General features: G+C 62.6%; 13 protein-coding genes. 3 read left to right on the forward strand and 10 right to left on the reverse strand.

Annotated features, from left to right (window positions below; translation table 11 throughout):
* Nucleotides 1-7: 7 nt before the first annotated feature.
* The 8 genes from trbJ to P7F60_RS18660 all read right to left on the reverse strand — a co-directional run bounded on the left by trbJ (nucleotide 8) and on the right by P7F60_RS18660 (nucleotide 8,596).
* A complete protein-coding gene (gene trbJ / locus P7F60_RS18625; protein ID WP_277919224.1) occupies nucleotides 8-781 on the reverse strand; it encodes a P-type conjugative transfer protein TrbJ in 774 nt (257 codons plus the stop codon).
* Complete coding sequence (gene trbE, locus P7F60_RS18630; RefSeq protein WP_277919225.1) at nucleotides 778-3,270, reverse strand: conjugal transfer protein TrbE; 2,493 nt, start codon at nucleotides 3,268-3,270, stop codon at nucleotides 778-780. The genes trbJ and trbE overlap by 4 nt, the downstream gene beginning before the upstream one ends.
* A gap of 10 nt (nucleotides 3,271-3,280) precedes the next feature.
* The gene (locus tag P7F60_RS18635) at nucleotides 3,281-3,562 is read right to left on the reverse strand and encodes a VirB3 family type IV secretion system protein (protein ID WP_277919226.1); all 282 of its coding nucleotides are present in this window, start codon (nucleotides 3,560-3,562) and stop codon (nucleotides 3,281-3,283) included.
* Nucleotides 3,562-3,894: a TrbC/VirB2 family protein gene (locus P7F60_RS18640; protein ID WP_024353498.1), complete on the reverse strand. Its 333-nt coding sequence runs from the start codon at nucleotides 3,892-3,894 to the stop codon at nucleotides 3,562-3,564. The genes P7F60_RS18635 and P7F60_RS18640 overlap by 1 nt, the downstream gene beginning before the upstream one ends.
* Nucleotides 3,891-4,886 (reverse strand): P-type conjugative transfer ATPase TrbB, encoded by a 996-nt coding sequence (gene trbB / locus P7F60_RS18645; RefSeq protein WP_277919227.1) that lies wholly within the window; start codon nucleotides 4,884-4,886, stop codon nucleotides 3,891-3,893. Before trbB ends, P7F60_RS18640 begins: the two co-directional genes overlap by 4 nt.
* Nucleotides 4,887-5,033: 147 nt before the next feature.
* A complete protein-coding gene (locus P7F60_RS18650; protein WP_277919228.1) occupies nucleotides 5,034-5,513 on the reverse strand; it encodes a CopG family transcriptional regulator in 480 nt (159 codons plus the stop codon).
* Nucleotides 5,514-5,523: 10 nt separating this feature from the next.
* Nucleotides 5,524-7,512, reverse strand: a complete 1,989-nt coding sequence (locus P7F60_RS18655) for a conjugal transfer protein TraG (protein ID WP_277919229.1) — start codon at nucleotides 7,510-7,512, stop codon at nucleotides 5,524-5,526.
* Nucleotides 7,513-7,636: 124 nt separating this feature from the next.
* Nucleotides 7,637-8,596 (reverse strand): LysR family transcriptional regulator, encoded by a 960-nt coding sequence (locus P7F60_RS18660; protein WP_277919230.1) that lies wholly within the window; start codon nucleotides 8,594-8,596, stop codon nucleotides 7,637-7,639.
* A 195-nt stretch (nucleotides 8,597-8,791) separates the two neighbouring features.
* Between P7F60_RS18660 and P7F60_RS18665 the strand changes: the two genes are divergently transcribed.
* Nucleotides 8,792-9,301 carry a helix-turn-helix domain-containing protein gene (locus P7F60_RS18665; protein ID WP_042061242.1) on the forward strand — a complete coding sequence of 170 codons (510 nt, stop codon included), beginning with the start codon at nucleotides 8,792-8,794 and terminating at the stop codon, nucleotides 9,299-9,301.
* A 4-nt stretch (nucleotides 9,302-9,305) separates the two neighbouring features.
* Entirely contained in the window at nucleotides 9,306-10,568 is a 1,263-nt protein-coding gene (gene fabF, locus P7F60_RS18670; protein WP_081650885.1) for a beta-ketoacyl-ACP synthase II, read from the forward strand.
* Nucleotides 10,569-10,602: 34 nt separating this feature from the next.
* On the opposite strand, the gene P7F60_RS18675 is transcribed toward fabF, so the two are convergent.
* Together P7F60_RS18675 and tet(G) are read right to left on the reverse strand one after the other, a co-directional pair.
* On the reverse strand, nucleotides 10,603-11,520 hold the full coding sequence (locus P7F60_RS18675) for a LysR family transcriptional regulator (RefSeq protein WP_226949218.1): 918 nt from the start codon (nucleotides 11,518-11,520) through the stop codon (nucleotides 10,603-10,605).
* A gap of 89 nt (nucleotides 11,521-11,609) precedes the next feature.
* Complete coding sequence (gene tet(G) / locus P7F60_RS18680) at nucleotides 11,610-12,785, reverse strand: tetracycline efflux MFS transporter Tet(G) (protein ID WP_208632936.1); 1,176 nt, start codon at nucleotides 12,783-12,785, stop codon at nucleotides 11,610-11,612.
* Nucleotides 12,786-12,889: 104 nt separating this feature from the next.
* On the opposite strand from tet(G), the gene P7F60_RS18685 reads away from it, so the two are divergent.
* On the forward strand, nucleotides 12,890-12,994 hold a 105-nt coding region (locus P7F60_RS18685), incomplete at its 3' end, for a TetR family transcriptional regulator (protein ID WP_277919489.1).

Here is a 12,994-nt window from a genome sequence, read left to right on the forward strand (position 1 = left end):
CTCCCGGTCAGTTGTTGCCGTTGAACATCTGCGCATTGCCCGGCAGGTAGCCGGTGCCGGGTGTCAGGAACCGCTCGCGCTGGATGCGGCCCTGTTCAGCAGCGGTCGCGCGCTCGGCCTCGGTCAGCGCGTCGGCCCGGCCATTGGCCGAGATGACCGCGATCAGGTCGGAAAGCTGCTGCGACTGGAGGGCGAGAAGCTGGTTGCCGGCCTGCGTGGCTTGCAGCGCGCCGGTCGCGCCTTGGCTCTGGCCGACCAGCGCGGCCATTTCGGCGCGGTTGCTGTCGATATTGCCGACCGCTCCCGCCTGCACGCGCATGGCGTCCTGCAAGCTGCCGACCGTGTTCTCCCACCGGCTGCGCGCATCGGCGACAAGCTGGGCGTCGGTCGCCGAAAGCGAGACATTGCCATATTGCTTCTGGAATGCTTGGTCGATCTGGCCGACCTCGAAGGCGATGTTCTGTGCCTGCCCGAGAAGCTGCTGCGTGCGCTGGACGCTCTGCTGGAGCTGCTGGAGCGAGGAATATGGCAGGCTCGCCAGATTGCGGGCCTGATTGATGAGCATCTGCGCCTCGTTCTGGAGGCTCTGAATCTGGTTGTTGATCTGCTCCAGCGTGCGCGCGGCGGTAAGCAGGTTTTGCGCATAGTTGGTCGGGTCATAGACGATCCGGCCGAAGCCGAATTGTGCATGGGCCGGGCTTGCCAGCATGGGCGAAAGCGCGACGGGCATGGCGAGCGCCAGCGCGAGGGCCGAGGCCCCAACGATCTTGGGATAGGTCATGGAAGAATCTCCTGTGTGGGGTGGCTATCGAGCGGGGCCGGCGCGGCGGATTCCGGCCGGTCGGCAAGATTGGTGAGGTTCGGGATCAGGTCGGCCGCCCAATCGACGCCGCGATGTCGCAGCCATGCGGCGAGGAAGCCGTCGCGGCCGGCCTCAGTGACGATCTGCGCAATGAGGGTCTGGTCGGATTTGGCGGATGCGGCGCAGAGGGCGAGGCCGACTTCTGACAGGCCAAGCTCGAACAGGCGATTGCCGCGCCGTGACTGGCAGTAATAATCCCGCTTGGGCGTCGCCCGTGCGAGGATTTCGATCTGCCTGTCATTGAGGCCGAAGCGGCGATAGATGGCCGTGATCTGCGGCTCGATGGCGCGCTCGTTCGGCAGCAAGAGTCGCGTCGGGCAGCTCTCGATAATCGCGGGCGCGATGTTGCTGCCGTCGATGTCGGACAGGCTTTGCGTGGCGAAGATGACGCTGGCGTTCTTCTTGCGCAGCGTTTTCAGCCACTCACGGAGCTGGCCGGCGAAACCCTCGTCGTCCAGCGCAAGCCAGCCTTCATCTATGATGAGCAGCGTGGGGCGGCCATCGAGCCGGTCGCCGATACGATGGAACAGATAAGCAAGCACGGCAGGGGCCGCGCCGGTCCCGACAAGGCCCTCGATCTCGAACGCTTGCACGTCCGCCGATCCCAAATGCTCTGTCTCGGCGTCGAGCAGCCGGCCATAGGCACCGCCGACGCAGAACGGACGGAGCGCCTGTTTCAGATCGTTGGATTGCAACAGCACCGCAAGGCCGGTGATGGTCCGTTCCTCGACGGGCGCGGAAGCGAGCGAAGTCAGCGCCGTCCAAAGGTGTTCCTTGACCTCGGGCGTGATCGCCAGCCCCTCGCGCATGAGGATGGCCGCAATCCAGTCCGCCGCCCATGCGCGTTCATAGGTGTCGTGGATGCGGGCAAGTGGCTGGAGCGAAACGGACGCCTCATCTCCTTCCGTGAGACCACCGCCCAAATCGTGCCAATCCCCGCCCATGGCGAGCGCGGCGGCGCGGATGCTGCCGCCGAAGTCGAAGGCGAAAACCTGCGATCCCGCATAGCGCCGGAACTGCAAGGCCATGAGCGCCAGCAGCACGGATTTGCCCGCGCCGGTCGGGCCAACGACAAGGGTATGGCCTACGTCGCCGACATGGAGACTTAGCCGGAACGGGGTTGAGCCTTCAGTCTTTCCAAAGAGCAAAGGGGGTGCACCGAAATGCTCGTCCCGTTCCGGCCCCGCCCACACCGCTGAAAGCGGGATCATGTGGGCGAGATTCAAAGTGCTGATGGGCGGCTGGCGGACATTCGCGTAGGCATGTCCGGGCAGGCTGCCGAGCCATGCGTCAACCGCGTTGACGCTCTCGGGCATGGCGGTGAAGTCGCGTCCCTGAACGATCTTCTCGACCAGGCGCAGCTTCTCTTGCGCCACGCGCGGGTCGGCATCCCAAACGGTGACGGTGGCCGTGACGTAGGCCATGCCCGCCACGTCCGCCCCAAGCTCCTGCAACGCCATGTCGGCGTCGAGCGCCTTGTTGGCGGCGTCGGTGTCCACAAGGGCGGACGCCTCGTTCGTCATCACCTCTTTCAAGATCGCGGCGACGCTCTTGCGCTTGGCGAACCATTGGCGGCGGATGCGGGTCAGCAGCCGGGTCGCATCGGTCTTGTCGAGCAGGATCGCGCGCGTGCTCCACCTGTAGGGGAACGGCAGCCGGTTCATTTCGTCGAGCAGGCCCGGCGTCGTCGCGGTCGGTAATCCCACGATGGTCAGGACGCGCAGATGCGCGTCGCCAAGGCGCGGCTCCAGTCCGCCGGTCAACGGCTGGTCGGCGAGCAGCGCGTCGAGGTGCATGGGCACCTCGGGCACGCGCACGCGATGGCGGTTGGTCGAGATGGTGGAATGGAGATAGGTCAGCGTCGCGCCGTCATCCATCCAACGGCACTCGGGCATGAAGCCGTCGAGCAAGGCCAGCACGCGGTCGGTGCGGTCGATGAAGCCGCGCAGCAGTTCCCACGGGTCCACGCCTGCTTTCTCGCGGCCCTCGTAAAGCCATGTCTCGGCGCGGGCGGCTTCCTCGGCCGGGGGCAGCCAGAGGAAGGTGAGGAAGTAGCCGGACACGAAATGCGCGCCCGCTTCCTCGAAACCGGCTTTGCGCTCGGCATCGACCAGCGCCGACGCGGGATCGGGAAAGGTGCTGTCGGGATAGGTGGCGGCTTCGCTGCGCTGCGCCTCGACGAAGATGCTCCAGCCGGAGCCGAGGCGGCGCACGGCATTGTTGATGCGGCCGGCGACGGCGACTAGCTCGGCCGCGACGGCGGAATCCAGATCGGGACCGCGAAACTTCGCCGTCCTCTGGAAACTGCCGTCCTTGTTGAGCACAACGCCCTGACCGACCAGCGCGGCCCATGGCAGATAATCAGAGAGGCGCGCGGCGGTGCGGCGGAATTCGGAAAGGTTCATCATGGCTGCACCCTCAAACCGCCAAATGACCGGGGATGCGGAGATGCCGCCGCCCGACCTCGACAAAGAGGGGATCGCGCTTTGCCGCCCATACGGCCGCGAAGTGGCCGATTGCCCAGATGGCGATGCCGACCAGCCAGAGGCGCAGGCCGAGGCCCACGGCTCCGGCCAGCGTTCCGTTCATGATGGCGACGGCGCGCGGAGCGCCGCCGAGCAGGATATGTTCGGTCAGCGCCCGGTGAACCGGGACCGTGAAGCCCGGCACGGCGTCCAGTTGCTCGAACGCGACGGCCATCAAACGAGCGCCCCGCCGCCGAACGAGAAGAACGACAGGAAGAAGCTCGACGCGGCGAAAGCAATCGACAGGCCGAACACGATCTGGATCAGACGGCGAAAGCCGCCGCTGGTGTCCCCGAACGCGAGGGTCAGGCCGGTGGCAATGATAATTATCACCGCGATAATTTTTGCGACGGGTCCCTCAATGGACTGAAGGATTTGCTGAAGCGGTTGCTCCCACGGCATCGACGATCCCGACGCATGGGCGGCCGGGGCGAGCATGAAGCTGATAGCAAGGGTGGATGCGGCGGTCGCGGCGAAGCGATAGCCGCGCGAAATCGTGCGGATCATGAAGATTCTCCTGTGCTGGTGGGGATTGCCAAAGGGATGGGATGCGTGATGCGGTAGTCGCCGTCCGGCCCCAGCCCTTCGACGCGGGCAAGCTCGGCAAGCCGGCGCGCGGAACCGCGCCCGGAAAGGACAGCAACAAGGTCGATTGTCTCGGCGATCAGGGCGCGCGGGACGGTGACGACAGCCTCTTGGATGAGCTGTTCAAGGCGACGGAGCGCACCGATGCCGGTGCCTGCATGGATGGTGCCGATGCCGCCGGGGTGTCCCGTTCCCCACGCTTTCAGGAGGTCGAGGGCTTCCGATCCGCGCACCTCGCCGATGGGGATGCGGTCGGGGCGCAGGCGCAGCGAGGAACGCACCAGATCGGAAAGCGTCGCCACGCCGTCTTTCGTCCGCATCGCCACTAGATTGGGCGCGGCGCATTGCAGCTCGCGCGTATCCTCGATGATGACGACGCGATCCGCCGTCTTCGCCACCTCGGCGAGCAGCGCATTGGTCAGCGTGGTCTTGCCGGTGCTGGTGCCGCCCGCCACGAGGATGTTTGCGCGGGAGGAAACGGCCGCGCGTAACGTCGCGGCCTGATCGGTGGACATGATCCCCGCCGCCACATAGTCGTCGAGGCTGAACACGGCGACGGCGGGCTTGCGGATGGCGAAGGTCGGGGCGGCGACCACGGGCGGCAGCAGGCCCTCGAATCTTTCGCCAGACTCCGGCAGCTCGGCCGAGATGCGCGGGCTGCGGGCATGAACCTCCGCGCCGACATGATGCGCGACCAGCCGAACGATGCGTTCGCCATCGGCGGCAGACAGCCGTTCGCCCGTGTCGGAAAGCCCTTCGGACAGCCGATCCACCCAAAGGCGGCCATCCGGGTTCAACATCACCTCGACCACGGCCGGGTCTTCGAGCAACCGGGCAATGGCGGGGCCGAGCGCGGTGCGCAACATGCGCGCGCCGCGCTGGATAGCTTCCTGTCTGTGGTGGTTGGTGGTCATGTCAGCCCCGGCTTCTGGCGAGGGCGCAACACACGGTCCCCGCAACGGGGTCGATTAAGAAAGCCCGGAATTGGGCCGGTTCAACAAGTATCTAAGCGGCGGCGGCAATCGGCGGCCATCGGCGGTAAATAGGACGGGTCCGAATACTTACTCTTGATCGCCGTTGCTCTCGGATTCGTCCGGCAACGGATCGTCGGGAAGTGAGTCGAGGTCGCGCGACAGCTCTTTGAGGAACCTGTCGCCGGTCGCCAGACGCCGGCCGAGATTCTGCATGAAGCCCTCGAACCGCTCCGCGCCTTTCGCGCCGGCAGCGGATTGTGCGGCTCCCGTAAGCGGCGGCGTGATGGTCATCCAGAAATGGATGAACTGCGCGACCGTCTCGCCGAGGACGGCGAGATCTAGGTCGAGCGTGTCGATCTGGCGGCCGAGTTTATCCAAGCGGCGAGACATGGCGGCTTCAAGCTGGTCGTCGGCATCGCCGGACAGGTAGGACATGACCGCCGCCTCCACGATGGCGGATTTCGAGACGTTGCGGCGCAGCGCCACCGAGCGGCGCAGCGCCATCGCCTCGATCTGCGGAATGAGCGCGGGGTCGAAATAGATATTCAGGCGGGTTCTGGTTGCCATCGGCGTGTCCTCAAAGGTCGATTCCGTCATCGGGGTTCATCGCCACCTGTCGCGCCACCATCCTCATGCGCTGGCGCATGGCGCGGGCCTTGGCCGCGTCAACGTCCGGCTCGTCGTCCAGAAACTCGAACTCCTGTTCGGGCGACGGCGGCGGGGCGCCGATTTCCTCTTGGCTTGGCAATTCCGGCTCGCGGCGGATGCCGGCATTGGCCGGATCGCCCTCGGCCCCGTCTGCGGCGGCCGGCGCGGAATGGCTTTCCGCCGCGACGACGCGGCCGGACCAATCATCGGCGGATGGGCTGGGCGCCAGCGGAGCGGCGACCAGATCGGGCGGGGTCAGGATGCGTTCCTGAAACCGTGCGTCCTCGTAGTATCGGGCCTTGGTCGCGCGGATCGGCGGCGTGCCCGCGACCATGACGATTTCATCGGTGGGCGGAAGCTGCATGATTTCGCCCGGCGTGAGCAGCGGCCGGGCGGTCTCCTGCCGGGACACCATCAAGTGACCTAACCACGGGGCTAGGCGGTGCCCTGCGTAGTTGGTGGAGTCGCGCAGCTCGGTCGCCGTGCCTAATGCGTCTGAAACACGCTTCGCCGTCCTTTCGTCGTTCGTGGCGAAGCTGACGCGGACGTGGCAGTTGTCGAGGATCGCGTTGTTCGGGCCATAGGCGCGCTCGATCTGGTTGAGGCTCTGCGCGATCAGGAAGCCTTTGATTCCGTAGCCCGCCATGAACGCGAGCGCCGATTCAAAGAAATCGAGCCGGCCGAGCGCCGGAAACTCGTCCAGCATCAATAGCAGCCGATGGCGCTTGCCGGAGGTGGTCAATTCCTCGGTCAACCGCCTGCCGATCTGGTTGAGGATCAGGCGGATAAGCGGCTTTGTGCGGTTTATGTCGGACGGCGGCACGACAAGGTAGAGCGTGACGGGCTGGCGGCTGCCGACCAGATCGGCAATGCGCCAGTCGCATCGCGCCGTCACCCGCGCCACCACGGGATCGCGGTAGAGGCCGAGAAACGACATGGCGGTGGAGAGCACGCCCGACCGTTCGTTCTCGGATTTGTTCAACAGCTCGCGGGCCGACGACGCGATGACGGGATGAACGCCCGCCTCGCCGAGATGCGGCGTATCCATCATGGCGCGCAAGGTCGCCTCGACCGGACGGCGGGGATCGGACAGGAAGTTGGCGACGCCCGCCAAGGTCTTGTCCTTCTCCGCATAGAGAACATGCAGGATCGCGCCGACCAGCAGCGAATGGCTGGTCTTTTCCCAATGGTTGCGCTTGTCGAGACTGCCTTCGGGATCGACCAGAATATCCGCGATGTTCTGCACGTCGCGGACTTCCCATTCCCCCTGCCGCACTTCGAGCAGCGGATTGTAGGCGGACGATCTGGCGTTCGTGGGATCGAACAGCAGGACGCGGCCATGCTGGGCGCGAAAGCCGGCCGTCAGAGTCCAGTTCTCGCCCTTGATGTCGTGGACAATGCAGCTTCCCGGCCATGTCAGCAGCGTCGGTACCACCAGCCCGACACCTTTGCCGCTGCGAGTCGGGGCGAAGCACAACACATGCTCCGGCCCGTCATGGCGCAGATAGTGCCGGTCGTATCTGCCGAGCACCACGCCATCGGGGCCGAGCAGACCGGCGGCGCGGATTTCGCGATCCTCCGCCCATCGCGCCGAACCATAGGTGGCGACGTTGCGCGCCTCCCGTGCCCGGATGATCGACATGAGGATGGCGGCGGCGATGGCGATGAAACCGCCGGACGCCGTGATGATGGCACCTTCGACGAAGATTGCGGGCGCATAGGCGTCAAACGAAAACCACCACCAGAAGAAGGCCGGCGGATAATAGACCGGCCAGCCCGCCAGCTCGAACCACGGATTGCCAAGCTGGAGCTGGAAGCGGAGGCGGAACGCCGTCCATTGCGTCGCTGCCCACACCATCACCAGAACGATGGTGAAGACGACAGCGATTTGACCCCAAAGGATTCGGCCTCCGCGCAATGCAGGCTCCAGTCGGCAAAAGAAACGGAGCCGATCAGAGAGTAGGCAAAACCGGACAGGCAACAGGAAAGGGGGTGCGGGAGGGCTACCGGATACTATCGGCGGCAAATAGGACGGGTTGCGTTCACCGCCATCCGGCCGGGTGATCGCCGCTGCGCAACTGGCCGGGCGAATCGCCGCAACGCCTCATATTGTTTGCAAGGTTGAGCAGGTTTTTCAGGGTGGCGCTGCGATTGAACGGCGACCAGACGGCGGTGAACGCAACTGGCTCTGGCTCATCGGCGAAAGGCAGGAAGACGATGCCGGACGTGGGCAGCAGCGCCGTAGCTGCTCCGACGATGGTGATGCCGAAGCCCTGTCCGACCATGGACAGCAGCGCGCCACGCCCCACGTCGAAGCGCAGGATTGACGGCGCGGGCCAGCGCCCGGCATGGCGCTGCACGATATGGCTATGAACCTGCGGACCTGTGCCGCCATGCCGGACAAGAAACGTCTCGCCTGCCAGATCGGCCCATGTGACGGCCGACTGCCCGGCGAGTGGATGCCCATCCGGCAGCACGGCAACCAACTGTTCGGTCCAGATCGGGTGGGTGTGGCAGTCTGGCAGCTCGGGCGTGCCCGCGACAAACACCACGTCCAGCCGGTCGGCGCGAAGCTGCATCACCGCTTCGCGAGCTGTCCCTTCCGTCATCTCGACTTCAACGCCGGGATGGTCCTCGCGGTATTGGCCGATCAGCTTTGCGAGGAAGCTGTGCGGGATCAGGGCATGGATACCGATACGAAGCCGGCCGCTTTCTCCCGCCGCCGCCATGCCGGCGGTCTTCACTGCATGGTCCAGTTGATCGACGCCGGCCGCTATCCGCTCGACGAAGTGGTGTCCGGCCTCGGTCAGTCGGACGCCGCGCGCGTGACGCTCGAACAGAAGGATACCAAGGTCTTCTTCCAGCGCCTTCACGCGGGCGCTGACGCTGGATTGCGCCACGCCGAGCGCATTGGCGGCGTGGCGGAAGTTCAGATATTCGGCGACGGCGAGTGTCTGGATCAGCGATGCGAGGGGGATACGCGATCCGAGCGTGGTCGGCATACCCCATGGGCAACCATCCATCGGTGCTGATCGCCGCCGCATCGCTCAAATGCCACTACAGTGCTTTGTTCCACGCCGTAGCAGACGCAGGTGCTTGGCTCCCTTAGAATGACGCATTGGATTACCCCTCCTACTATGTTGCCTACTGCGCATAAGTGACTTGCATGATGGAAGTTACACCATTATGGATGTGTCATGCAACGAACAAGCTTTCTGTCATTCGAGTGTCCCGCAGCCCGAGCGCTGGAAAGCGTCGGTGACTGGTGGAGCATCCTGATCCTGCGAGACGCCTTCCAAGGGCTTAGCAAATTCGATGAATTCGAGAAGAATCTCGGTATTTCCGCGAACATTTTGGCGAGGCGATTGAAGCATCTCACGGCGGAAGGACTGTTTGAAAGGCAACGATACAATGATCATCCGCCTCGATTTGAATACGTCCTTACCGACAAGGGGCGAGATTTCTATCCGGTAGCAATCGCCCTGTTCGCATGGGGGAACCGGAACCTTGCGCCCAATGAAATAGCCATGCGCCTTGGTGACAAGAAAACCGGACAGGAGAGGACCGCCGTTATCATCGACGCGAATACAGGAGAAGCAATCACTCCCGAAAACACCGTTCTTCTGGCAGGCCCCGCCGCAACAGAGGAAACGATGCGCGTCATAAATCGCATGAAGCGAATAAGCTCAGAAAAAGAAACGGAATAATCCAATGCGCCGAATTGTTGTAACCGGCATGGGTTTAGTTGGCCCCCTTGGTTCTGGCACTGAAATAAGCTGGAAAAGACTCCTCGACGGGAAATCGGGAATCAGGAATTTGCCTGATGAAATCTCCAATGATCTACCGGTGAAAATCGGGGGAATCGTTCCCAGCCTGATTGAAGATTCCGAAGCCGGTTTTGATCCAGATTTAATCGTTGACACAAAGGATCAACGAAAAATGGATCGCTTCATTCTGTTTGCACTTGCGGCCGCGAAGGAGGCTCTTGAAACGGCAGGATGGCATCCCACGAGCGACTACGAACGTGAGCGCACGGCGACAATTATCGCCTCTGGTATAGGCGGGTTTCCTGCTATCGCTTCGGCAGTTCGCATAACGGATACACGGGGAGCACGGAGGCTCTCACCGTTTACCGTGCCGTCGTTTCTTGCCAACCTTGCAGCAGGACACGTTACCATCAGGCATGGATTTACAGGCCCAATTGGCACGCCTGTAACCGCCTGCGCTGCGAGCGTTCAGGCCATCGGAGACGCCGCGCGGCTGATACGCTCCAACGAAGCCGATATCGCTCTGTGCGGTGGAGCAGAAGCGTGCATTGACAAGGTTAGTCTCGGGGCATTTGCTGCCGCGCGAGCACTATCTACCGGCTACAATACTACACCTGAAATGGCGTCAAGGCCGTTCGACACCGAGCGCGATGGTTTCGTAATGTCCGAAGGGGCGGGTCTGATCGTCATAGAAGAATTGGAACATGCCCTTGCTCGGGGTGCCAAACCCATAGCCGAATTGGTAGGATACGGCACAAGCGCTGATGCACACCATGTGACTGCCGGTCCAGAGGACGGTCGAGGCGCGGCCCGTGCAATGAAAATCGCGCTACAAAGTGCCGGTTTGAAGCCCAACGATGTTCAACATCTGAACGCTCATTCAACCTCCACCCCCGTAGGGGATCGAGGAGAAATAGCCGCGATAAAATCCGTTTTTGGCGATCATGATGTAGCTGTAAGCGCCACGAAGTCAGCGACGGGGCACTTACTCGGTGCCGCTGGCGGCATTGAGGCGATCTTCACGATACTCGCCTTGCGGGATCAAATCGCTCCCCCAACGAGAAATTTGGAGAGCCCCGATCCTATTGCCGTAGGTATCGATCTGGTTCGCCAATCTGCACGGCCTGTTCTCATGGAACATGCCATTTCCAACGGATTCGGCTTTGGCGGCGTTAATGCAAGTGTCGCTTTCCGGCGATGGCAATAACAGTCCCGGACGGTGCTTCCGCGACCACTTCGGCTCACGCCCTCGCTATCCGTGGCAGTACTGAATTCGTGCAGACCTGCCGGCCCATGTCGTTGGCGAGACTGAGCAGGTTACGAAGCGCCGCGCTGCGGTTGGACGGCGACCAGACAGCCGAGAAGGCGACCGGCTCCGGCTCGTCGGCGAAGGGCAAGAAGACAATGCCGGTTGACGGCAACAGCGCCGTGGCCGCGCCGACGATGGTGATGCCGAAGCCCTGACCGACCAAGGACAAAAGGGTGCCACGCCCCACGTCGAAGCGCAGGATCGACGGCGCAGGCCAGCGCTCGGCATGGCGTAGCATGATATGGCTATGAACCTGCGGTCCAGTGCCGCCATGCCGGACAAGGAACGTCTCGCCTGCCAGATCGGGCCATGTGACGGCTGACCGCTTGGCGAGCGGATGCCGTTCCGGTAGCACCGCCAAGAGCGGTTCGGTCCATGTGCGACGGGAATGGCAGTCGGGTGGTTGGGGCGTGCCCGCGACGAACGCCACGTCCAACCTGCCGGCGCGAAGCTGCACCACCGCTTCACGGGCCGGGCCTTCGGCGATCTCGACTTCAACATCGGGGTGATCCTTGCGGTATTGGCCGATCAGCTTTGCGAGGAAGCTATGCGGAATCAGGGCATGGATACCGATACGAAGCCGGCCGCTTTCTCCGGCTGCCGCCATGCCGGCGGTTTTCACCGCATGGTCGAGTTGGTCAATACCTACGGCTATCCGCTCGACGAAATGGCGTCCGGCCTCGGTCAGCCGAACGCCGCGTGCATGACGCTCGAACAAGAGGATGCCGAGGTCTTCTTCCAGTGCCTTCACGCGGGCGCTGACGCTGGACTGTGCAACGCCGAGCGCATTGGCGGCGTGACGGAAGTTGAGATATTCGGCGACAGCGAGAGTGTGTACTAAGGTCATCATCGGCACTCGCCCCGAGAGGAGATGATGGCTCAACGGATTTAATCCGTCATTCCTCGTAAGTCTACGCATACCAATTCGCCATGACTCAATCACAATGAAGTTGCGAAAGGTCTGCGTAGTATTGGCAGACATATTAAATAGAGAATCGCGCCGACAATCCAAACCCAACCGTTCCATGCTCCTATGGTGGCAGAATAGAGTGCCGTGAAGCCAAGCGGTCCTGCGATAGAGCTTAGATTGGTGAGGCTTGTAAGCGTTCCCTGTAAAGCTCCTTGCTTGTTACTGCTGACATTGTTTGAGAGCATTGCCTGCAAGGCCGGCATGCCAACACCTCCGGCGGCAAGCAGCAACAAAATCGGGAACACCATCCATCCCTGCGTGGCAAAAGCCAGAAGAATGAAGCCAGTCGCATCCGCAGCCATGCCAAACAGTAGCGTGCGCCGTTCTCCAAGCCGGCTTGAAAGAGGGCCGGTAACAAACGCCTGAAAAATCGCGTGTGTTGCTCCAAACGCCGCGAGCGACAAGCCAACGGTCGTGGTGTTCCACTGAAAACGATCCTCGCCATATATGACCCATAGGGCCGCAGGGACCTGGCCGATCAGTTGAATAATGAAGAAAACTGCGAAAAGCGCAGCTAGCCCGCGCAATGTATCATCCAGCCGGAACAGAACGAATGGTTTGATGCGAACCGGCTTTCCGGTCCCGCCATGGCTGCGATGAGTCTCCTTGAGAAAAATGCAGGCAAGCAGGAACGCGAAGCCGTTGAGAAGGGCAGCGGCGATAAACGGAGTATGGGCAGAAATACCACCGAGCATACCACCAAGTGCTGGCCCGGCAATCATGCCTGCCCCATAACAGGCCCCCATGTAGCCGAACCAGCGTGCGCGAGAACCTTCCCCCGTCGAATCCGCAATGGTTGAGGCAGCTACAGCTCCGGTTGCGCCCGTGATGCCGGAGACGAGCCGGCCGATATAGAGCACCCATAAGACCGGCGCTGATGCCATAATCGTGTAATCGACTGCGGCCCCCGCAAGGGAAGCCAGAAGCACCGGACGCCGACCGTAAGCATCTGAAAATTGTCCAAGCACGGGCGCGAAGATGACCTGCATCAACGCATAGAGTGACAGCAAAGCACCATAGTGACCAGCGACCTGCTCCGCCGGCACAAGCTCGCGCAGAAGCGTCGGAAGGACCGGCATGATGAGGCCGAGTCCCATGGCGTCGAGACTGACGATCAGCAGGGCGATGATGGCAGAGCTGCGCACCTGAAACTCCAGCGCCGCTCAATGCGAGCGACTTTATCAATGATAAGGACATGGACATAGAACTTATCGGTGATAAATTGTCAAGCGTTGGCGAAGGAACGTGAATGACCAAACTGGACAAGGGCACCGTGATCGCAGCGGCGCTGGAGCTGCTGAACGAGGTTGGCATGGACAACCTGACGACGCGAAAGCTCGCTGAACGCCTCAAA

It is taken from the genome of Rhizobium sp. YJ-22 (assembly GCF_029601685.1).
Lineage (GTDB): Bacteria > Pseudomonadota > Alphaproteobacteria > Rhizobiales > Rhizobiaceae > Metarhizobium.